At 42.0% G+C, this 22,603-nt stretch carries 15 protein-coding genes; 5 read left to right on the top strand and 10 right to left on the bottom strand.

Going from position 1 to position 22,603, the window contains the following annotated elements:
• The first annotated feature begins 251 nt into the window (after window positions 1–251).
• The 4 genes from ABD873_RS00705 to ABD873_RS00690 all read left to right on the top strand — a co-directional run bounded on the left by ABD873_RS00705 (window position 252) and on the right by ABD873_RS00690 (window position 9,382).
• The gene (locus ABD873_RS00705; RefSeq protein ID WP_345063255.1) at window positions 252–5,522 is read left to right on the top strand and encodes a translocation/assembly module TamB domain-containing protein; all 5,271 of its coding nucleotides are present in this window, start codon (window positions 252–254) and stop codon (window positions 5,520–5,522) included.
• Window positions 5,512–7,836 carry a translocation and assembly module lipoprotein TamL gene (gene tamL / locus ABD873_RS00700; RefSeq protein WP_345063252.1) on the top strand — a complete coding sequence of 775 codons (2,325 nt, stop codon included), beginning with the start codon at window positions 5,512–5,514 and terminating at the stop codon, window positions 7,834–7,836. Before ABD873_RS00705 ends, tamL begins: the two co-directional genes overlap by 11 nt.
• Window positions 7,837–7,922: 86 nt before the next feature.
• Complete coding sequence (locus ABD873_RS00695; RefSeq protein ID WP_345063249.1) at window positions 7,923–8,861, top strand: malate dehydrogenase; 939 nt, start codon at window positions 7,923–7,925, stop codon at window positions 8,859–8,861.
• 71 nt (window positions 8,862–8,932) lie between these two features.
• Window positions 8,933–9,382: a retropepsin-like aspartic protease gene (locus ABD873_RS00690; protein WP_345063246.1), complete on the top strand. Its 450-nt coding sequence runs from the start codon at window positions 8,933–8,935 to the stop codon at window positions 9,380–9,382.
• Window positions 9,383–9,429: 47 nt separating this feature from the next.
• On the opposite strand, the gene ABD873_RS00685 is transcribed toward ABD873_RS00690, so the two are convergent.
• The 10 genes from ABD873_RS00685 to ABD873_RS00640 all read right to left on the bottom strand — a co-directional run bounded on the left by ABD873_RS00685 (window position 9,430) and on the right by ABD873_RS00640 (window position 21,692).
• Complete coding sequence (locus tag ABD873_RS00685; RefSeq protein ID WP_345063243.1) at window positions 9,430–10,995, bottom strand: calcineurin-like phosphoesterase C-terminal domain-containing protein; 1,566 nt, start codon at window positions 10,993–10,995, stop codon at window positions 9,430–9,432.
• 47 nt (window positions 10,996–11,042) lie between these two features.
• The gene (locus ABD873_RS00680; RefSeq protein WP_345063240.1) at window positions 11,043–11,639 is read right to left on the bottom strand and encodes a histidine phosphatase family protein; all 597 of its coding nucleotides are present in this window, start codon (window positions 11,637–11,639) and stop codon (window positions 11,043–11,045) included.
• Window positions 11,639–13,069, bottom strand: coding sequence for an FGGY-family carbohydrate kinase (locus ABD873_RS00675; RefSeq protein WP_345063237.1), 1,431 nt, complete (start codon window positions 13,067–13,069; stop codon window positions 11,639–11,641). The genes ABD873_RS00680 and ABD873_RS00675 overlap by 1 nt, the downstream gene beginning before the upstream one ends.
• Entirely contained in the window at window positions 13,070–14,512 is a 1,443-nt protein-coding gene (locus tag ABD873_RS00670; protein ID WP_345063234.1) for an FGGY-family carbohydrate kinase, read from the bottom strand.
• A 2-nt stretch (window positions 14,513–14,514) separates the two neighbouring features.
• Window positions 14,515–15,525: an NAD(P)-dependent oxidoreductase gene (locus ABD873_RS00665; RefSeq protein WP_345063231.1), complete on the bottom strand. Its 1,011-nt coding sequence runs from the start codon at window positions 15,523–15,525 to the stop codon at window positions 14,515–14,517.
• 25 nt (window positions 15,526–15,550) lie between these two features.
• Window positions 15,551–16,777 (bottom strand): MFS transporter, encoded by a 1,227-nt coding sequence (locus ABD873_RS00660; RefSeq protein ID WP_039053307.1) that lies wholly within the window; start codon window positions 16,775–16,777, stop codon window positions 15,551–15,553.
• Between the two features lie 128 nt (window positions 16,778–16,905).
• The gene (locus ABD873_RS00655) at window positions 16,906–17,850 is read right to left on the bottom strand and encodes an endonuclease/exonuclease/phosphatase family protein (RefSeq protein ID WP_345063226.1); all 945 of its coding nucleotides are present in this window, start codon (window positions 17,848–17,850) and stop codon (window positions 16,906–16,908) included.
• Between the two features lie 7 nt (window positions 17,851–17,857).
• Entirely contained in the window at window positions 17,858–19,252 is a 1,395-nt protein-coding gene (locus ABD873_RS00650; RefSeq protein WP_345063223.1) for an FAD-dependent oxidoreductase, read from the bottom strand.
• 22 nt (window positions 19,253–19,274) lie between these two features.
• Window positions 19,275–20,549 (bottom strand): MFS transporter, encoded by a 1,275-nt coding sequence (locus tag ABD873_RS00645; RefSeq protein WP_345063220.1) that lies wholly within the window; start codon window positions 20,547–20,549, stop codon window positions 19,275–19,277.
• 93 nt (window positions 20,550–20,642) lie between these two features.
• On the bottom strand, window positions 20,643–21,692 hold the full coding sequence (locus ABD873_RS00640) for a metallophosphoesterase (RefSeq protein ID WP_345063218.1): 1,050 nt from the start codon (window positions 21,690–21,692) through the stop codon (window positions 20,643–20,645).
• Between the two features lie 132 nt (window positions 21,693–21,824).
• On the opposite strand from ABD873_RS00640, the gene ABD873_RS00635 reads away from it, so the two are divergent.
• Entirely contained in the window at window positions 21,825–22,589 is a 765-nt protein-coding gene (locus tag ABD873_RS00635; RefSeq protein WP_345063215.1) for a DeoR/GlpR family DNA-binding transcription regulator, read from the top strand.
• Window positions 22,590–22,603 lie beyond the last annotated feature (14 nt).

Here is a 22,603-nt window from a genome sequence, read left to right as displayed (position 1 = left end):
GAATAAAACTCAATCTAAAAGGAATGAGCCCGATAAAATATCGAGCTCATCACATAGACAATTAATTTTTAACTTTGTCCAACTTTTAGGGTGCACTTCATTTGACTATCTCTTTTTTATTTTAGCACCTACTATAACTTATAAATGCAAGGGACACATATTTTTTGTTATACATAGGCGAAATAGGAAACTTTTGCGTTATTTTTATGTTATTATTCAAGGTTAAACGCTTAATATAATTTGACGAAGGTTTGAACAAATTTACCCGTATTGCCGTACGCTCATTATTATGGATTGTAGGGACACTCATTGCTTTGATACTGCTTGTCGTGTTCCTTATTAGAATTCCTGCCGTGCAAAATTATATTGCAGGAAAAGTAACCACTTATTTAGAAAACAAGATTGGTACCCCAGTCAGAATAGGATATGTCAACATTACCTTTCCCAAAATGCTGGTGTTGGAAAACGTGTATTTCGAAGATCAAAGTCGAGATACACTGCTGGCAGGAGAAAAGATTAAAGTCGACATCGATATGTTTAAAATATTTAAGAACACTATCGAAGTACAAGAAATCCAGCTGGCGGGTATTACCTCCAAAATCAAAAGAACAGCACCTGACGGCAATTTCAACTTTGACTATATTGTAAAGGCTTTCTCCTCCGAGGAAGAAAGTGCACCCCAAGCAGCCGACACTACCTCAGCCCTACTTTTCCGGTTGGACAAAATCGGCTTGGAGAGTATCCATTTCGTCTATTCGGACGACATGATAGGTACCTCCGCCGACATACGCTTAAACAAGCTAGACACACGGGTTAAGACGTTCGACTTAACCAACAATATGACCTTTGATCTTCCGAAAATCAATATTGACGGTCTTTCGGCTATAATAAAACAATGGCAGCCTGCCTCCGAACGTCAGGAAGTGAAAGCGGAAAATTTCGGCATTACAGAATCCTCCACTGCCGACACTTCCCTCCTTCCTAACCTAGCTACGGAAGTCGTTACGCTCAAGAACATCTTTGTACAGTATGATGATGCCTCTTCGGCGATGAGAACCAAATTTGATATCAAAAACCTTTCAGCCAATATAGATAATATAGATCTGAATAAAGAGATTGTGCAAATCAAAGATATTGTGCTGGATCAGTCCGATTCTTATGTTATCTTCGACAAACTGAAGAAAAAGCCTGAAGAGAAAGATAACAGCTCTCCTGCCAATTGGATAGTGTCTGTTGATAAAATTGCTGTGGATAAGACAAATTTCCTGTTTCGCGACAACAATCAACCTCGAATAAAAGGTTTTGACTACGGCAACATCGGCATTAAGGACCTCGCGGGTTCCTTAAAAAATATCTTCTACTCTTCAGATTCGATATCGGGCTCCGTACAGATGCTTACCGCAAAAGACCATTCAGGCATTTTCCTCAAACAGCTCAAAGGGGATTTTGTCTATGGAAATAATGGTGCAGAAGTAAAAAACCTGCTCCTTCAAACTCCGAAGACCATCATCCGTGATTATGTCAAGGTTACCTATCCATCGTTAGAGGCCATCACTAAATATCCGCATCTGATGACTGTGGATGCACATGTCAAGAAAAGTGAAATAGACATGAGCGACATTGCCTTCTTCGCTCCGGATTTGCATCAGATGGACGTGATGAAGCCACTCATGAACAAACATTTCTATATCGACGGCCGCATATCGGGACGGTTGGATAACCTCAACATCCCTAACTTGGAATTCAAAACTTTGGACAAAACTCATATCATAGCCTCAGCCGTCATCAAAGGATTGCCGGACATCGACAAGATGGATATCAACCTCCAGCTTAAAAAGATGGTCACCGGAAAAAAAGATCTGGATAGGCTTATCGCTCCTTCCCTACTTCCTGAAGGCATGGAGTTGGAATTCCCTAATTCCATTTCATTGGCAGGAACGTTCAAAGGAGGCATGAGCGGCTTTGATGCTAACATGAGTCTGATTACCGAAAAAGGAAATGCCGCAGTCAACGGCTACCTCCAAATGGGTCAACAGGATACAACCTATGATGCAACAATATCTATCGATAATTTCCATTTAGGACACCTTCTCAAGCAAGATTCTACGTTAGGCCTTATAGCTGCCGAAGCACAGATTAAAGGAAAAGGGCTTGCCCCTAAAACTATGGAAGCTGATATACAAGGCCATATCAACCGCTTCGAAGCATTAGGATATGGCTACCACGACATACATATAGACTTGCGGGCAAAACAAGGAGACATAATAGGTAAGCTTGTCAGTGACGACCCTAACGTACGTCTGCGTGCAGACCTCGCTGCCGACATGCGCAATACTTATCCTAAAGTAAGGATGGATATGATGATTGACTCTATCAATCTTCAAAATATCAACCTGATGGAAGATAACTTTAGGTATCATGGCAAGATTACCGCTAACTTCCGAACAGCAGACCCTAACTATCTTAACGGAAGACTGGATATCACCCAATCCGCCATTGCCTATAACAATGAACGATACACCTTGGATACGGTGTCTCTCATTGCTAGAGCGGACACTAATCGCAATGAGTTAGTGCTAAGATCCGAATTCTTACGGGCTCACCTGGTAGGGAAGTATAGATTGACCGAACTGGGTAAATCTATGCAGGATGTCACGCGAGTATACTATAATCCGAATAATGAGCCTCCACAGGCCTTGGAGTATGAAGCTCAAAATTTTGAGTTCTCAGCCACATTGACCAATTCGAGATTCCTCAAAGACTTCCTTCCTGGTTTACAGAAGATGAGAGACATCACGTTAGATGGCACATTCGATAGTCAACAGAAAAGCATTATGGCCAAATTGCTGGCACCAAATATCTTATACGAAGGTATAGAAATAAACAATCTTGGACTGGATATCATTACCGTGGACAGTACCTTATATTATTCCACACTTATAGACAAAATCCGGTATAATCAGATTGAGCTGAGGAATACGGTACTCAGTGGACAGGTGATAGAAAACAACTTGGACTTTGGACTATGGATCAAAGACAAAGAAGACAAAGATCGATATCATCTGGGTACCAAGATGGTTGTAAACCAGGGCAACTATATCCTCAGCCTACTGGAAGATGGACTAATGTTAAACTACGACCAGTGGAATATCACGCCTTCCAATCAGCTCATCTTCGGCACTAACGGCATCCAAGCCAAGGATTTTGTCCTTCATAATGAAGGTCAGGAATTAAGTATTCGATCGCAAGATTCGGTACTCAACTCACCCTTAAACATAAGCTTTAACAACTTCCGTATAGAGACACTGACCGAAATTTTGGAATCAGAGACCTGGAATATCGGTGGCGGAATAGACGGTACAGCCACTATTGACCGTCTGGATACCAATCCTGTGTTTGTGTCAGAATTGACCATAAACAAATTTTATATAGGGCAAGATACTGTAGGGAATGTTTTGGTAAACGTACATAACCAAAAGGAAAATACTTACTCGGCAGATGTACGCATAACGGAGAATGGCAACGACATCCAGCTGCTAGGCGACTTTATCGCTCCGCCTAAAGGGAAGTCTTCTTTTAATGCCACATTGACCTTAAACCCGCTTAAAATGCGGACAATACAAGCTTTCAGCTTCGGTTATTTGAAGAATTGTGCCGGAGATGTCAATGGAAAGCTGGAAATCACCGGAGACCTCGACAGACCCAAAATTGTTGGAGACCTGACCTTCAATCAAGCAAGGTTAAATGTCTCTATGCTCAATGCCGACTTCCTCATGGACGGACAAAAGGTCGTGTTTAACAACCAAGGGTTGCAGTTTAGACAATTCCTATTCAAAGACAATAAGGGAAATGAAGCCAAACTCAACGGTACTATACTTACACAAAACTATACGGACTATACGTTCAACTTAAATCTGACAACGACAGACTTTGCCGTAGTAAACTCTACACGTGAAGATAATGATCTATTCTTCGGTAAGCTGTTCATCACTTCCAACATACGTATCCGTGGTGACTTGGACAAACCTGTAATCGACGGTAACATCAAAGCCAACGAAAATACGGATTTCGTCTTTATCGTACCGAACGACAATCCAGGTGTTGCAGAAAGAGACGGCGTAGTCAAATTTGTCGACAAGAGTGACACCGTAAGGTCCAATGTGTTTGCAAAACTCGACTCCATGACGACGGTAACCAAGCTCCAAGGTTTCGACCTTTCGCTCAATCTGAGTACCGACAGAGCTGCAAAGTTCAAAATCATCATCGACGAAGGCTCTCAGGACGCTCTGAACATACGAGGTGTAGCGGAACTCGTCACCGCTATAGACGCCAGCGAAAAGATTACTCTTTCAGGAACCTTTACTGTTGAAGATGGAAACTATTCTTTCAACTTTGGTCCATTGAAAAGAGAATTCGACTTCCAGAAAGGAAGTACAATCACGTGGAACGGTGATCCTTTCGACGCCCGATTAGATATTACGGCCTTATATAAAGACAAGTTCGCGACATTAGACCTCGTAGCCAACCAGATTGGCACAGAAAGTCCTAACCTATACAAGCAGCGAATACCTTTCAATGTCAAGCTTATATTGACAGGAGAACTCTTCAAACCAGATATTCAGTTTGACATTGACCTCGACGAGAATAATGCCATCATCTCGCAGGATGTCATCACTAAAGTGAACAATGCTTTGGTGGCCTTACGTGACGATCCCGCGGAGCTCAACAAGCAGGTATTCTCACTGATCATCCTTAAGCGCTTCATGTCTTCCAATCCTTTTGAAAGTTTGGCAGGAGGTGCTGGCGTAGAAGGTATGGCACGTAGCTCAGTAAGTCAGTTTTTGACAGGACAGCTCAACAGTCTAGCCTCAAACCTTATTCAAGGTGTGGAGTTGGATTTCAACTTACAGTCCGAGCAGGATTACCTTTCTGGATCAGCACAAAATCGTACCGACCTCAACATAGGTATATCAAAAATGCTCTTCGACGACCGCCTAAAGATTACTATAGGCTCCAGCTTCGAGGTTGAAGGGAAAACACGTCCCGGAGAAAATCCGAACAACATAGCAGGAGATATAACCCTCGACTACCAACTTTCTAAAGACGGCCGATATTTTGCTAGAGTGTATCGCAAAAACCAATATCAAGCGACACTGCAAGGTCAATTCGTAGAGACAGGTATAGGATTCATTATCAATATGAGTTATAACAAATTTAAAGAACTCTTTATGAGTGAGAAAGCCTTAGCTGATTACTACGATACAAGCAGTAGAAGTTTCCGTCGTCGTTTTGACGTACAACGTATGGAAACAGACTCCGCCTATCGGGATAGCGTACGTTGGGCTATACGGGACAGCTTGATGCGCAGTAACCCTGAATATCGCAAACGTTTGGAACAACCTCAGCAAGAAGAAAAGCTGAAGCAGGATTCTACAGAGAATAAGCAGACACAAAAAAAATCATCAGTAAAAGATACAGCCATTCGCAACGAAGACGAAGAAAGGAGAAACAATGCAGCTTAGACTATATATCATCCTGCTGGCAATAGGAAGCTTGGCCCTGTATGCTTGTAGCACCACCAAACATATTCCCGAAGGAGAAAGGTTATATGTAGAAGGTGACGTGCAGCTACAGATGGATAGCAACGTAAATGCAGAACGAAAAGCACTCTTCGAAGAGCATCTGGAAGAACTTCTCATGCCTAAACCCAACAAAAAGCTGTTCGGCGTACGCTGGAAGCTCATGTTCTGGAATGCCGCCGGAGGATATGACACTACCAACTCCAACTTCTTCAAACGCTTCTTGCGAAAAAGAGGTGAAGAGCCCGTATTATTAAGTGACGTCAACAGAGAATATAATGAAAACCTGCTCCGCAACAGAATGGAAAACCTGGGATTCTTCAACGCCGAGGTAAACTCCGACACTACTTACAACGGTAAATTCGGAAAAATTATCTATACCGGTATTCCGGGAAAAATTTATCGTATCGACACCGTCATATACGAAATAGACCCCAACAGCAACTTAGGAAGAGATATTCTAAAAGATAAAGATAAATCCTTATTAAAAAAAGGTTCCAACTACAACTTGGATGTTATTCTCAACGAAAGGGACCGCATCGACAATGAGCTAAAAAACAAAGGATATTACTTCTTCAATCCGGATAATATTCTAGTAGAGGTGGACAGTACTATAGGTAACCACAAGGTCAACATGTACATCACCATCAAGCCCGAAACTACGCCGGAAGCAAAAGAACCTCAAAAAATCGGAAACATATATATTTATCCTAACTATACTCTTACCTCTCAAGGATACAACAGACGCCCAAATACGGACATGTTGGATCTTTTTGATGACAACTATTATTTTATTGACAGGCAAAACACTTTCCGAAAAAAGGTCATTGCCAACCATATTTTCTTCAAAAGAGGACAGCTGTACAACCGAGGAGATCACAACAGAACTATCAACCATCTGGTAAACCTGAATGCTTTCAAGTTCGTCAAAAACAGCTTTGAACCAAGTCCTGACGAACCTAACACCTTGGATGTTTATTATCACCTGACACCTCTTCCAAAAAAATCCTTACGTCTAGAACTTTTAGCCAAAACAGCATCCGTATATAACGGATCTGAAGCCAATGTAACTTGGAGCTTACGTAATGCCTTCCGTGGTGCTGAGACCGTAACCCTTAACGTCTTTGGAGGCTACGAAACCCAAACGGGAGGAAATATTAACCTCAACTCCTCCTATTATCGCTACGGAGCGGAGCTGGGCATCACCTGGCCTCGACTACTGTCACCATACAACTGGGCTCCAACAAGAAGATTTATCCCCAAGACATATCTTAAGTTTGGTTACGAATTTCTCAATAGAAGGTCAGCCTATGTACTTAACTCATCAAGTCTTAAATATGGCTATGTGTGGAAAGAAAATGACCAAAAACAGCATGACCTTACTTTGGCAGAAATCATATACGTTCAGCCTCGCAACATTTCAGAGGCTTATAAAGCACAGATGGATACCGTCCCAACACTTAAGCGGATTGTAGACCCTCAGTTTTCTTTTGGTCCAAACTATACCTTTACTTTCACCAACACCATGGACGAAAGTCTAAAGCACACTTTCTACTTCAAAGGCGGAACGAACCTTTCAGGAAATGTGTTGGGCCTCTTGCAGGGAGCCAACTATGACGACAATCAGAAAAAACTTTTCGGAACGGTATACAGCCAGTTTGTCAAGATAGAAGCTGACGGGCGCCATTACATGAAGCTGGGACGCTACAGCCAATTGGCATCCCGCATCATGTTGGGGATGAGCTATTCCTATGGCAACTCCCGTTCTCTTCCTTATCTAAAGCAATTTTATAGTGGTGGACCAAATGGTTTACGAGCCTTCCGCGCTCGCGCAGTAGGTCCGGGCTCTGCCCTCCCCGAAAATCTAGGGAAAGACAACTTCTTTGCCGATCAAACAGGAGACTATAAGCTGGAGCTCAACACAGAGTACCGTGCCAGATTAGTGAATATGGGCTTTGGCGTACTCAACTGGGCAGCCTTCATCGATGCCGGTAACATATGGTTGCAAAATACGGAAGAAGACAAGGCCGGTGGCAAGCTGAGCAAGGACTTCCTTACCGAACTGGCAGTAGGTGCCGGCGCAGGATTGCGATTCGACTTAACCTTCTTAATCCTTCGCACGGATTTTGCTATCCCATTACGTCTTCCATATTATCCTAAAGGAGAAAGGTGGGTAATAAAAAACATCGATTTCGGCAGTTCGTCTTGGAGACGGGACAACCTGATCTTCAATTTGGCCATAGGATATCCTTTCTAAACATAAAGGATATTTTTTTACACCAAAGCGACTTTTATAATTCATTGATTTTTAATATATTTAATCAATAAACAAATCATCTAATTATGAAAATAACAGTTATTGGTGCCGGAGCTGTGGGTGCAACCACAGCAGATAATATTGCCAGAAGAAATTTTGCCGAAGAAGTAGTTTTATTGGACATTAAGGAAGGTTTTGCTGAAGGCAAAGCTCAGGATATGATGCAAACATCTGCCCTATTGGGCTTTGATACCAAAATCAAAGGTGTCACTAACGACTATTTGCAAACTGCCGGTTCATCCATCGCTGTTATCACTTCCGGCATTCCACGTAAACCTGGAATGACACGTGAAGAGCTTATCGGAACAAATGCCAATATTGTCAAAGAGGTAGTCCAGAACCTGATAAAACATTCTCCTGATATAACGATTCTCATTGTTTCCAACCCTATGGATACGATGACATACTTAGCATTAAAAGCCTCCGGACTCCCAAAAAACAGAATCATAGGTATGGGAGGTGCTTTGGATTCTTCAAGATTCAAATACCAAATAGCCACCAAACTGAACGCTTCCCCTGCCGACCTGAATGCCATTGTAATTGGCGGTCATGGAGATACAACCATGATTCCTCTTATCAACAAGGCTACGTGGAACAGCATTCCTGTGAAAAATTTCCTTACCGAAGAGGAGAAGACAGAAATCGTCCACAAGACTATGGTAGGAGGAGCAACCCTTACCGCACTTATAGGTACATCGGCTTGGTATGCGCCTGGAGCTGCTGCTGCCGCCATGGTGGAGAGCATAGCCTTGGACCAAAATAAACTTTTCACCGCTTCCGTCTATCTGGAAGGCGAATTCGGGCAAGAGGACATCTGTATCGGGGTTCCGGTAATCCTCAATAAGAACGGTTGGGACAAGATCGTTCCACTAGATCTTGATGCCGAGGAAAGCGCCAAATTTGAAGACAGCGCTCAAGCTGTAAGAAAGATGAATCAGGTATTGAAAGATAACAACATTATTTAAAAAGCATATTGAACAATATCTTATCTTTGAAAGGACTTTACCCAAAGTCCTTTTCTTTTTTTGTTTGATGTATGAAAATAATTCCATTAGAAATTTTATCCCTAGAAAAAGAAGGGTTTCACCTTATTCTGCATATAGAAATTTTAGACAAACCTTTCAAGATGGTATTGGATACGGGAGCTTCAAAGACCGTATTGGATAAAAACACACTCCTTCAGGCTGGAATAGATGAACAAAAACTCGTAACGACGAGTATCCTCTCTTCGGGCTTAGGAACGAATGAAATGCAGTCCGCAGTATTTACCCTTCCCTATCTACGTATAGGAGCATGGGAATGCAAAAATTTTGAGGTTGCCGTTTTGGATCTTTCTACCATAAATTATGCTTATAGTCAGATCAATGCTGACCCAGTAGTAGGGGTATTAGGCGGCGACATACTGTACAAATATGGAGCGGTAATCAACTATAAAAAGAAAACACTTCAACTCAACGACAGAACTTCTCCTCTATACAAAAAATAGAAGCCATCCATAAAGGATGGCTTCTTGCTACAAATGATATGACACACTTAATAAGAAATAGCTGCTTGTAAATCTGTAGTCAATGTTGACTGCTCATAGGTTCTTCCGAACCTGTCTGTAGCAACAACCTTCACCGAATTGTAGGCTGTATTATCCGGCAGGTCGAAAACATAAAGATGTTTTGTCGCTGTCGTATAGTTATCTGGATTTCTGTTGAGTACTCCTAAGTGATACCCCAAAGACCAAGCGTCTTTATTCAAGGCTGTTTTCAATGTCATGTTACCCAGTTTCTGATTTCCTACATATACTTCTATCTTCCATTCTGGGTCTGCATTCCACACGTTGGCTATCAAGCGATTTTCTGGCTCGTTGTACGAGTAGAATCCATAGGTGCCGCCGTAGGAGGCATTTCCTTTATGAAGGCGAATCTGAAAGGTGCTTGGAAGCTTTGTGGGTTTGTAGATCCAATTTTTCACAGTTGTGCCGTCAATTTCGTAGATAGCATAACCATTTGGTGTGCCGTCACCATTGATAGTAGATTTCCACCATGCACCACATGCTGCAGCATGTACATGCTCATAAATTTCTTTTCCAGACACATTGTGGATATAGTTTTCATTATAATGTGTGTGGCCGGCCATCAGATGTACCTCTTTAAAATCCTTTATAAGATTAAATAATCGAGAGCGGGTAGAGAAGTTCGTACCACGTATTGGCATATGGTAATAAAGAATCAAAAGCTTGTCTTTCGAAACGAAGGAAAGATCTTTTTCCAACCAGTCCAGCTGCTCGTTACTAAATCCTAAGCTATAGCTGGAATTGTTGCTGAACACCACATTGTCCATACACACAAAATGTACGTCACCTCTGTTGAACGAATAATTCAATGGACCATATTGTGTTTCAAAGGTCGTTGAATTTCTTGGAGTTGTCGCATTACCACCTGTCTTGTCGTGGTTACCGATAGTGGTGAATACCTTCATCGACGAAGAACCGAGAGCTGTTTTCATGGTGTTAAACAGACTAGGCTGATCGGCAACGATATCTCCCAACGAAATACCATAAGCCGGCAAGGAAGATGTAGCTAGCTGCTCTTTGATATCCGCCATGGTCTCGTTGTTAAAACGGTCTACCTCGTTGCTGTTGGCTACCTGTGGATCACCAATGGCATATAAATAGAATTTGGATTCATTGGTAGTAAGCTTTTTCAAGATAAAATCATGCTTTTGTGGTGCATCAGAGCTACTCAGTGTAGCATAAAACAAAGCCATATTGCGCCCTGTCGCTACATTGACTTCATATCCTGCAGGAGTGGAATAATATACAAAGGTAGCTTTGCTATTCTTCTTAAATTGATATTCCCCTTTAGCGTTGGTCTTCACGACTGAATATCCATCACTTACCACCACATCGGGAATAGGATTATAATCAGCGTCTACCACATGACCATACACATTATTTCCCTGCTCTAGAACAATATTTGAAAGCTTTTTACTAGGGTCTTCTACCCCTGGTGTATCCTCCAATACGGGATCCGATGTAGACTTGCCACATCCAATGCCCACCAGCGTGAATGCAAGAAAGTAGATTAAAAAATTAAGATACTTTTTCATAATAAGATTTATTAAGTGTCATTATCATTTAAGGTGTAGGTCAGCTGTCAGGCATTCAGCTTTAACAGCTGTATCTCGTCTTTGCTTATCAACTTAACTAAAGTAAGGGCAGAGTTTTCCTGCACCAACCTTCTATAGTTTTTTAAAGGCATTCCCAACTTGGAAGCCATAAAAAATCTGTTTACGCCATTGTGACCAACAATAAGCACCGTTTTATCCTCATATCTTTCCAATAATTCCTGATAAAAATCATCTAGACGGTCAATCACTTCTTTGGCGGTTTCTCCAGTACGTCCTGCTCTATGTGTTTCGGGATCGGTCAGCCACTTGCTCCACGATTCAGGATCTTCACTTTGGAATTCTTCAGGGCGTTTACCTTCCCATTCACCAAAGTCCACCTCTATCAATCTACTATCAGTGACTACATCCACCGGACGGCCCGAAGCAATTCCTGCTGTCATCTGTGCCCTCTTTAGAGGCGAAGAAAATATAGCGTCAAAGGTAAAGTCCTTCAACAATTCCTTCATTCTGTTTGCCTGAGCTATTCCCCTTTCTGTAAGGTCTACGTCCGTGCGCCCGCAATATCTGTTGCCATCAGCATTATAAGCTGTCTCTCCGTGTCTAAGCAAACAAATAGTAACCATTATATGTAATTAAGTTCTTTTAATTTATCCTTAAATAATTGATATTGTTCAGTATAAGCATTGACAAGTTCCTCATCCGGCAATACTGTCTTTTCTACCTTTGTCATGGCTTTGGCTGCCTCCGTCAGAGAGTTGTAGTATGTCTTTGAGGCGGCCATAATGGCAGCGCCTAATGCTCCTCCAGCCTCTTTACATTTATGGATAGGCACATTAAGCACAGAAGCTCGAATGGCTAACCATACATCACTCTTACTTCCTCCTCCTGCCGTATAGACAGCATTGACTTTTTCTTGTGAGAGCTCTTCTATGATCTCGTATGCAAGTTTTTCGATGAAGGCCACTCCTTCTAAGTTGGCTGCGTAAAGCAGCTCTTTAGAAGCTGTGTCCGGCACTATACGTCGCGCCTGGGGCGACATTACCGGATATCGCTCTCCGTCTTGTAGCAGAGGCCATGCCACTAATCCCGTAGGTATCAATGTGGCAGCTATACCATTCAGCTCTCCCAAATCTTGTCCCTTATAGTCTAATGATATCCAATCGGCACCGGTATTACTTGCGCCTCCCGGCATCCAGTAGCCTTCTGGATGTCTATGGCTGTATAGCCTTCCCAGAGGGTCTACCACATTACGTTCGGTAACGCCTTTGATCACTAGTGTAGTACCTATGGTAGTATTCCAACTTCCCGGCGTCACGGCCCCCGAAGCCATCTGGCTGGCACATCCGTCCGTAATACCTACTACGACATCCAATTCCGGAAGATTCCATCGTGCTGCCAGACTTTTATCCAGCTTACCCACTACCGTTCCAGAAGGGACTACCTCCTGCAACCATTCGGGCTTAAGACCTAATTCATCAAAAATATAGCTTGGCCATTGTTGCTTTTCGAGATCATACGCAGACTTTAACACGTTTGTATAGTCCGTAATACGGTAGTTACCCGACAGTTTACCTACAATATAATCTGAAGCATGAATCCAAGTATGTATAGCCCCCACCTTTTCGGGATAAGTTTCTACAAACCATACCATTTTACTAATCCCGCTAGAAGCGTTAAATCCGGTATATGCATTAGGATTATACTGTGTAGCAAGATGCTTTATACGTTTGCCTTGTTCTGCGGATCGTGGATCGCTATACATTATGGCATTATGCAACGGTCGATTACTACTATCCAGAGGAATTACTGTCCCTGATGTAGAAGTAACAGAAATCGCACGGATTTTAATTTTGTCGATATTTAAGTTTTCCACTATGTGGTCTACGATTTCCAGACAACATTCCCACCACATATCGGGATTCTGTTCCTCACGGAAGCCCTCACTCAGCGCAAACTTTTTCTCTCCAGCGCCTACCACCTCTCCGTATTCATCCACCAAGACTACACGTGCTCCCTGCGTACCTATATCTACACCGAAAAAGAATGTTCTCATCTACGAAACGTGTTTAAATGTCTTACGCGCCTTTTTCCATTCCTGATAAAGACTTTCAAATTTTTCCTGTTCACGAGGGAAGGTTTCTTCTAACACCGAAGGCGTCTCATTAGGAATTCCTAGCGCTTCATTACAGATAAAAGCCCCTCCCAGCACCGATGCCTGACGGAATGTATTGCGGATACGGATGCTCTTGCCTAAAAGATTGGCCAAATACTGACGTAATGACCTACTCTGTACTCCCCCACCACAGGCCCAGATATAGCTTTCATTGTGCGAAGAAACATCACACAAAAATTTATAGTTCTCATAAATAGAACATGCAATATCCCACAGGATGGAGAAGACAAAGCTGCCTCGGGTAAGCTGGTGCGAAACAGGTGCATTAAAAATAAAACCACCTTTGACCAATGGTTCCTCCTCATCGGCAATCAAAGATCCTAAAGAAGCCACACACTGAAAATATGTTGTTTCAGCAAGTTCTTTTTCTATGACATCATATCCTTCGTTAGGGTAGAAAATCTCTTTAAGACGTTGATAGTTAAGTCCTGTAACTCCGGCGTTGGCCTCCAAAATAAAATTATCTTTATCGATATGGCGACTTGTCCATGTACGTTGATCTGGATCCTTCTCAAATGTGCTGACAATCTTGATAATAGGCGTAGTAGTACCTGACACGATCACCACGTCGTTAGGTGAAGGTTCCATACTGCGTATAGCTAGTTGGGTATCACTACCTCCCACTACCACAACAGCATCTTTTGATATGCCGTATTGTTCGGCAACCGCAGGTAATATCTTTCCTAGGATACTTCCAGAATCTTTAAGTTCAGGTAATATTGACATAGACAAATCAAACAGACTCAGCAATACGTCTGACCATTTTTTCGCTTCTACGTCATAGAGCAAGGTCTCCGATGCCTGCGAATGTTCATAAGCTTCTACGCCAGAAAATTTAAACTGTATCCAGTCCGAGATACTCATCACACAGGAAACCTTCGCAAATTGATCCGGATAAACGGCACGTAAGCCTACCAGCTTGAATGCTGAAAAAAGGGATGTCGGATAACGTCCGGACAACTCATAAACAAGGTCTTTATCTTTTAGATCTTTTTCCCACTTTCTACCTCTGTGGTCTATGTTAGGCATTCCTAACAAAGAATTTCCCTCCCTGTCGACCACTACAATACCTTCGCGTTGACTGGTAGCTGTGATGGCTCTGATATCTATATCACCGGCCTCCTGCAAGGCTTCTTTGGAAAGTCTTGTAATTTGACTCCAAAGCTCGTCAGGCTCAAAGTATATAGACTCTTCGTAATTTTCGTCAGTGATGTAATGTACGTTTTCCCGCTTAATAGACAGTATCTCTCCATCCGTGGAGACCACGCCTACACGCGCATTGCCTGTACCGATATCTACTATTAAATGTCCTTGCCTAGCCATAATTAGATTTCGTCAATAGTTTCCAACACAGCTTTATTTACCAATTGTTTTATTTTCTTGTTTCCATTATGAAAATACTCACGAAGATTATTGTTCATAATGAAAGCATGATGGTCTTCCACCTCATGTGTCGCCCCGGCAATATGTGGCGTAGCCAACACATTTTTATGCAGGATCATTCTGTAATCGATTTCATCGGGTGGTTCATGGTAAAACACATCCAACACAGCACCTCGGATTTTTTCTCCTTCGATAAGTTCCAGAAGATCTTCTCTATTTACCACCACTGCTCGTGCCGTATTGACAAAGATGGCATCTTTCTTCATCAACGATAGATAGCGCTTATCAATCATTCCTTTAGTTTCAGCAGTTACAGGAAGATGGATACCTACTATATCACATTCAGAGAATATTTCTTCCAAACTTACCTTCTTAAAGTCTGGATTAGGGTCTGTATAGTAAGGATCATAATAATAGATATGAGCGGGAAACTCCTTCAACATGCGAGCAATGTATTGACCTACCGCGCCGAAGCCTACCATACCTACTTTCTTTCCTGCTATCTCATTTCCTTTGAACTGAAGGTACGAAGTATGTGCTCCTTCACCCCAATTCTTTCCTTCCAACCACTGGATAGCTGGCAAGGTGTTGCGCATAATGGTAATCACATTGGCAATAAACATTTCAGCTACCGCTTGTGCATTTCTTGCCGGAGTATTGAAGACCGGGATGCCAAGTTCTGTAGCCACCGCCAAATCTATATTGGATGGAGTACCTCTGCAGATCCCTACAAATTTAAGATGCGGATTTGCATAAAGAACTTCAGCCGTAATTTCATCATGTTCAGAAATCAAAGCATCAGCTCCTGTCTCCTTCAACATTTCTATAAGTTCCTGCGGATTATAAGCTCTACCATGTGGTTTCCAAGATCGGTAAATCACCTCATCAAATAAACCTTCTAATTCCTTCAAAGCATCTTTATTCTCGTAAGGAGCTGTTAATAAAACTTTCATAATATTTCGACTTCTAAATAACTATTTAATTTTCTTCTGACTTATCTAATGTTATAAACTTCGTTAATATGGCACTAAGAACGTATAGGCCCGCTAAGACCCATATTACGCCTGAATTACCTATCGCAGCAATCAATAGCCCCACCAAAGCAGGACCTACAAATACAGGCAAGCCGGCACCTAAATTAAGTATAGCCATGGCAGCACCTTTGTCTTCCTTCACCAAAGAAGGCACCAATGCCGACAGCGGTACATATCCAGCCAGCAAAGCACCCCACGCCACACCACTTGCCATCACCGCCCAATAATTACCGTCAAACCACACCGGCGAATAATAAAACAACACTGTGGTGACAGCACAGCCTACACCTCCAAACCACATAATGGTATTCTGCCAGCCCAAACGATCACCCACCAAACCGAAAATCAGATTGAAGATGATATTGCTCGTGAAAATGGTCCCCCAGATACGTAACCATTCTGTAGTCTCAAAGCCATGTTCAGCCATATACATCGGTAGAAAAACAGGGAAAGCAAACTGTGCCGTAGTGTTGATTACACGTACAATTCCTCCCAACAAAACTTTAGGTTCCTTCTTTACTATCGTAAGACCGTTGATAAGCTCTTGTGCCTTCGACTTATTGGAACTTCCCAAATCAAACTTATCTTTGTTAAGTACCAACGCAAAGAAAGCCCCCACCAAAACCCATACGATAGAACTCCATAAGGTATTGCTGTACCCTAAGCTGAGGATTGCCCAGCTCGAGTAATATGCCCCCAAGACATTAAGCCCTCCGGTAAATACAAACCAAAACCATCCTACCGCAGCACTTAACTTTTGTTTAGGAGCCTTATAAGTAATCCATACCATGAATGAATAAGCAAACAAAGGATATCCAAACCCTCTTATCGCATAAAATATCATCATGGTCGTAAAATCCAGATTGGCCATTCCCAAACCAACAAATCCTATCGTGCCAATAATATAAAGTAATACCCCCATCCACATTGCTTTCCGAGGGCCATAACTTTCTGCCAAAACTCCTGAAAACCAAGAAGAAATAGCAATAGTAATCCCATAAATGGTAAATAGACTGGCAGATTGCTGTATGGACATACCGTGCTCTACCAGATAGGGACTCAACCATCCTTGTTCCACGCCATCTCCCATCATGAAGATTAAAATCCCCAAGTAGCCCCATTTTAAGTTTTCAGGTAACCCCACCTTGTTATAAAAACTTTCCTGTATCATAATTTTTGTCGTAGGTTTTATTGGTTATGTATGACTAATATAAGTATTTTTAATAAAAAAAAAGATTTTGAAATAAAAAAAAGAGCTTTCGCAAGCTCTTTTAAAAGAATCTAAACAAACTATAACTATTACAATCGGCATGTAGCAACCACAAAATAATGGTCACTCGGATAAATCCCTTTATAATTATCTTTTATGATATGTGAATCTACAGACTCGATAGGTCCTCTCGTAAAGATATAATCTATCTTTTTTGCTTTCGCGGCTCTCTCTTTGTCGTGGGGTTTGAATGCATGTGTTGTCCCCTCTACCTTGCCATTCGGTCCCACCTTTGTATAAGAATCTTTCCATCCGCTACTCAATACAGTCTTTACTACTTGCGAATTTGGCCCTGCATTGAAATCTCCGGTCATGATTTGTATAAAATCCGGCTGATATTGGGCGCTTTCGTCCAACACCATTTTAATCTGCTCGACACGAGCTTCTTCTTTCACGTGATCTAGGTGAAGGTTTACGACACGGATTTGCTTTCCTGTTTTCTTATCTTTCAGACGAACCCAAAAAGCGTTTCTTGCACGTGCCGATTCCCAAGAAATGCTACCCGCCTTCAATGGTGTTTCCGAAAGCCAATATCCTCCGGCCGTCAACAATTCAAACCTCTTCTTGGAAAAGAATATCGGATTTTTGGCTATGCCGTGATATCCTTCTTTATACATGTCCATCTCGGGGCCGTCAAAGCCCAAAGCAAAATAATCTGATAAACCTTTTTTTAGATCTTCAAACTGATTCGCCAGTACTTCCTGAAAACCGATGATGTCAGCTTTTTGATTTTTAATAACTTTCACACAAGCTTCTTTTCTGGTTTTCCAGCCGTTGCCTGTCTTTTCATCCTCCGGAAGATCAACCCGTATGTTGCAGGTCATAACTCTCAAATCGCTCTTGCCCTGCAAAACATCTGCACTATAGGCAAAAGTTTGCTCTCCGGAAAACAAAACAGCACCGGAAAGAAGTCCTAATTTTTGCAAAAAGCCCCTTCTAGAAGAAGCGGGCTTTTTATCATCATTCTCAAACATATAAATACTAGTTATTCACTAATACATTTTCACCTAAATAAGCACCTTCAGCAATCAACTCAGCTCTAAGCTCTTTGACATCTACCTCTGCCGGCTGAATTCCTTTACGAACAGCAATCTTCGCTGCACGTCCTGCTGCCTCTCCCATAGCCATACAAGGAGCCATCACACGAATGGCTGACATGGCCTCATGAGTAGTAGAGATAGAACGCCCTGCAACCAACAAGTTTTTCACTTTAGCAGGCACTAACGAACGATATGGAATATCGTAGCTGTCACCACACCATTTCAAAGTACAGTCTCCACCTTCAGGGTGATGTATGTCTAAAGGATAACTTGCCACAGCTATAGCATCATCAAATCGTCTGCAAGAAAGAAGATCGTCAGCTGTCAACACATATTTTCCTACTATACGACGGGTCTCACGTATACCTAAAAACGGTGCCATCTTGGTGAATCTCGCATTCTCAAATCCTGGAACGAACTCTTTCAGATAACGTTGGATTTCCTCGATCTGACGACGTCCTTCCATCTCACCGAAAGTCAGACTCTCAGGGTTGGTTCCGTCTACACCATTGATACGAGACATGTTAACCCAGATTTCCCCTTCTCTCAAGCCGGTGATGAGGATGGTACGCTCTACAGGCAAATTATATCCTGCTTCACGCGCCTTAGCCATAACCGATCGTAACCCCACCACAATAAATTGGTGGTTCTGTCCGAAATATTCTGCAGGAATAAAATCGGTAAGGTAAGTACGAGGCTCCTCGGCGATGGACATTCTAAGCTTTTCTGTATCAACACCCGCCATACAGAACATCAGTGTAGGAGGCTGTGTGCCGCCGAAGTCATTTCCCTGCTCACACTCTACCCCTGCTTTATAAGCGATATCTGCATCTCCCGTACAATCTATTATTGTTTTTGCTAGGATAGCTTCCCTTCCTGATTTGCTTTCGATGATGACACCTTTGAGCTCATCCCCTTCCATCACTACACCTGAAGCAAAAACATATAACAATACTTTCACTCCAGCTTCCTCCAGCACCTGCAGCCCTACATTCTTGACCGCCTCAGGCTCCACCAAGGTCAAACTCATATGTAAAGGACACGGTCTATGCTCCGACGCCGCATCGATAGCTTTAAGTCTGTCGATAAACTTTTGCGGCAACCCTTTGATAATCTGATTACCTTTTTGGCCCAAGAATCCCAATACCGGCAAACCGATAGTCATATTGCCGCCAACAAAGCTTCTACTCTCAATCAAAGCTACTTTCAAACCATCGGAAGCAGCCGCCTGAGCCGCAATAATCCCAGCAGGTCCCCCACCAACTACAAGCACATCCACATCCAAGCGCACAGGAATTTCACGTGCCGGCTCAAGTATTGTTTTCACTTCACTCATAATATTTTATTTAATATTTTCTTTACGCAACTAATTGTTTTTCTGTTTCTAAAACGGGAACTTTTTCCCTTTTGATCATTGTCCATAATACCAATACCGCAATAGGATGCATGAAGGCCATAGCAATGAAGATGTTGCCCGCACCTACTGAACCCATCATCTGCCCTACGAAATAATTGAAAAGCACAGCACCCAAAGCTCCAAAACCTCCTGCGATACCTAATACAGACGCCACATTTTTCACCGGAAAAGCTTCAGCGATAACTACACTTAAAGTGAACAGCCAGCTTAGACATGCTACCGCCACTAAAGCAAATATAAGGATCGTCAAAAATGGATTCGACACATAGGTAGTAAGACAGCATAAAGGCGCCAATACCGCTACGGAGGTTAACATGATCTTTCGAGCCAACAAAGGCTCCTTGCCATTACGCACCATCCTATCCGACCACGCTGCCGTACCTATAGCTCCTAGGTCAGCCACCAAAAAAGGAATCCAACCAAACATACCTATTTGCGCCAATGTAAGCCCCGACTCTTCTTGCAGATATCCTGGAAGCCAGAACAAACAAAAATACCAAACCGGATCACTTACAAAACGGATAATCAGGATACCCCATAATGATTTAGTCGTCCATAGCTGTCCCCAAGTAAAGCTTCTTCCAGAATCCTTCACCGGATTTTCCCTTTCTACTTCTTGCCTTACCTCTGCCGGTGGCTCCGTATAAATCAAAAACCATAATAATGCAATAATCAATCCCACCACTCCGGCTACAATAAACACCATGTGGAAATTGAATTGCATGGCCAGCCAAGCAACCAATGGTGGCGCAATGATTGCTCCTATCGAACTCCCCGCAACACACAGACTATTGGCTGTAGCTCTCAGCTTTCCGGAAAACCAGACGGCGACAACCTTAATCTGCGCCGGAAAATTGGTAGGCTCTGCAGCTCCCAACAGTCCCCTGAAAAACAAAAAAGAACCAAACGTCCGAGATATCCCGCCCCCCAGACAGGCTACCGACCACCCGATAATCCCCCCCAACATCACCCGACGCTCGCCAAACTTATCTACCAACCATCCCGCCACCGGATACATCAAAGCATAAAATATCGTAAATACATTCAATACCAACGCATAGCCATCATCCCCAAGACTAAACTCCTCTTTAAGCATCGGCTTCAAAATAGAAACAATCTGTCTATCAAAATAATTGAATACTATTGCTAAAAATATTACTGAAATAATAAACCAGCGACGACGCGATGGCTTTATCGGCAGCACAAATCTTGACATAGGCTTATAAAAAAGGTTATCTCGCTTTATTGTAAATCAAATATAAAAATTAAAAAACAAAAAAATAAAATAATTTAAGAAAATTAAATGTTTTTAAAATAAATCCAAAACATATTCACTGTCATTATCTCTTTCATACACGACTTCCGTAGCCGACAACGGTGTAAATGTCTTCACATACAGCTTGTTGTTAGGTATATCTAATGTCAACGTACGCATAAGACCACCTCCTCCATTACGGTCTTCTTCACCGAAAGGAGCTTTTCTACGACTTTGGTAGTCCGTCAAAATAGATTTGATTTTATTGCCTTTATAGAGATCCACACGATGTGCTTCTCCCGAAATATGCCCCCCTAACATGAGAAAGACATTGGTATAATCCTTAAAGAAATTATAGATAGCCTTTCCTTGTGGAGTGAAGTTAGGCTTAGCTTTTCCATTATATCCCTTATCCGGATAGTACATACTTTCACTCCCTTCCGGTCTGCGTAAAAGAGAATGGCTTACGATTATAGCTTTTCTGTTTTTGTGTTCTCTAAGAAGCTTTCCTGCCCATTTGAACACACGCTCCTCCAATTCTTCATTTTTCTCCGTCTTGGCTGTTTTCTCGTTATACCCGATGAAGATGACAATAAAATCCTTACCTCCAGCAGAGAATAGACTATAATGGTTCTCGCTGGTAGCTTGATTTTCGAAGGCACCACCATAATAGGATTTTCCCGAAAAATGTTCTAATCCAAAATATTTAGGATACCCCTCTTTCATAGCTCCCGGAGTTCCCATAGGTGTAGTATCGTGATTGCCTACCGCCACACCATAGGGTATACCCTCTGGATATCCTTCCATAGGTTGCTCCAACTGATACATTATCTTCGCTCCTATTTCCCATTCTTTCAGCCTTTTCTCACCATGATCCGACATGTCTCCCAAGTGGATAACATAAGCAATATTCTCTTTTAATGCATTAGCCCTTATCCAATCGATCTGATTTTGAAACATCTGAACCGTACCATTATGTTTTTTAGCTGTATAATACTGGGTATCCGGTAATAGAGCAATGGTAAAAACTCCTGGATTTTGCTGAGCAATTAAGGCAACTACCCATAATAGGGCTGCTAACAGCAAAGCAATATTTTTTTTCATAGATATATAATTTTGGTTATCGAAAGGTAAATTTAAGTTTTGTAAACAAAATTAAAGGTATTTTAATATTATTTTTTTGTTACAAAATATCGAGGATATTCCTTATTTTCGTAATATATTAATCAATTATCCATGAAAAATATTACGGATAGACACGAGTATATTCTGAAGAAAATTAAAGAGAAGAACAAAGTTTCGATTCAGGAGCTTTGTGAGGAGATGAATGTTTCGAGTGTTACTATTCGAAAGGATTTAAAAATCCTAGAGGAAAAGAACCTTCTTTTCAGAACCAAAGGGGGGGCTTCCAACAGCAACCCTTATGCCATTGACCGCCCTATCCTAGTAAAAGAATTCATCAACTCGGAAGAGAAAAATAAGATAGCAAAAAAAGCTGTGGAGATGATTAAAGATAATGATTCTATCATGATAGGGTCAGGAACTACGGCTTACGCTTTAGCGAGACATCTTAACCCCACGCACCGTTTGACTGTAATCACGCCGGCTTTAAAAGTTGCTTTAGAGCTCTGCAACAAATCTAACATCGAGGTGTTGCAGTTAGGAGGTTTGATACGTCCAAACTCTTCTTCCGTGGCAGGACAATACGCTATGCGTATTTTGGATGATGTTTCTTGCGGTATTTTGTTTTTAGGAGTCGACGGAATAGACCTTGAGTTCGGCATCACTATAAGCAACCTTACTGAAGCTACATTGAATCAAAAAATGCTTTCCACGGCACAGAAAGTCGTCATCCTTGCGGATAACACCAAGTTTGGACGTCGTGGTCTTGGTAAGGTATGTCAGCTGGAAGACGTTGACTACATTATTACAGACTCCAAAACTCCATCCAATTATATCAGTGCATTGGAAGAAATAGGTATAAAAGTTATTGTTGCTTAAGAAATTTCATTTCC

Source organism: Sphingobacterium thermophilum (genome assembly GCF_039541675.1).
Taxonomy (GTDB): domain Bacteria; phylum Bacteroidota; class Bacteroidia; order Sphingobacteriales; family Sphingobacteriaceae; genus Sphingobacterium; species Sphingobacterium thermophilum.
The sequence above is the reverse complement of the archived record's forward strand: the minus strand, read 5'-3'. Positions and strand labels throughout refer to the sequence as shown.

Excerpts from the sequence above, each read along its gene's own strand:
- ABD873_RS00675 (WP_345063237.1), bottom strand. The coding sequence starts at position 13,069 with ATGAGAACATTCTTTTTCGGTGTAGATATAGGTACGCAGGGAGCACGT.
- ABD873_RS00660 (WP_039053307.1), bottom strand. The coding sequence starts at position 16,777 with ATGATACAGGAAAGTTTTTATAACAAGGTGGGGTTACCTGAAAACTTA.
- ABD873_RS00650 (WP_345063223.1), bottom strand. The coding sequence starts at position 19,252 with ATGAGTGAAGTGAAAACAATACTTGAGCCGGCACGTGAAATTCCTGTG.
- ABD873_RS00690 (WP_345063246.1), top strand. The coding sequence starts at position 8,933 with ATGAAAATAATTCCATTAGAAATTTTATCCCTAGAAAAAGAAGGGTTT.
- ABD873_RS00670 (WP_345063234.1), bottom strand. The coding sequence starts at position 14,512 with ATGGCTAGGCAAGGACATTTAATAGTAGATATCGGTACAGGCAATGCG.
- tamL (WP_345063252.1), top strand. The coding sequence starts at position 5,512 with ATGCAGCTTAGACTATATATCATCCTGCTGGCAATAGGAAGCTTGGCC.
- ABD873_RS00640 (WP_345063218.1), bottom strand. The coding sequence starts at position 21,692 with ATGAAAAAAAATATTGCTTTGCTGTTAGCAGCCCTATTATGGGTAGTT.
- ABD873_RS00665 (WP_345063231.1), bottom strand. The coding sequence starts at position 15,525 with ATGAAAGTTTTATTAACAGCTCCTTACGAGAATAAAGATGCTTTGAAG.
- ABD873_RS00680 (WP_345063240.1), bottom strand. The coding sequence starts at position 11,639 with ATGGTTACTATTTGTTTGCTTAGACACGGAGAGACAGCTTATAATGCT.
- ABD873_RS00645 (WP_345063220.1), bottom strand. The coding sequence starts at position 20,549 with ATGTCAAGATTTGTGCTGCCGATAAAGCCATCGCGTCGTCGCTGGTTT.
- ABD873_RS00685 (WP_345063243.1), bottom strand. The coding sequence starts at position 10,995 with ATGAAAAAGTATCTTAATTTTTTAATCTACTTTCTTGCATTCACGCTG.
- ABD873_RS00695 (WP_345063249.1), top strand. The coding sequence starts at position 7,923 with ATGAAAATAACAGTTATTGGTGCCGGAGCTGTGGGTGCAACCACAGCA.
- ABD873_RS00655 (WP_345063226.1), bottom strand. The coding sequence starts at position 17,850 with ATGTTTGAGAATGATGATAAAAAGCCCGCTTCTTCTAGAAGGGGCTTT.
- ABD873_RS00635 (WP_345063215.1), top strand. The coding sequence starts at position 21,825 with ATGAAAAATATTACGGATAGACACGAGTATATTCTGAAGAAAATTAAA.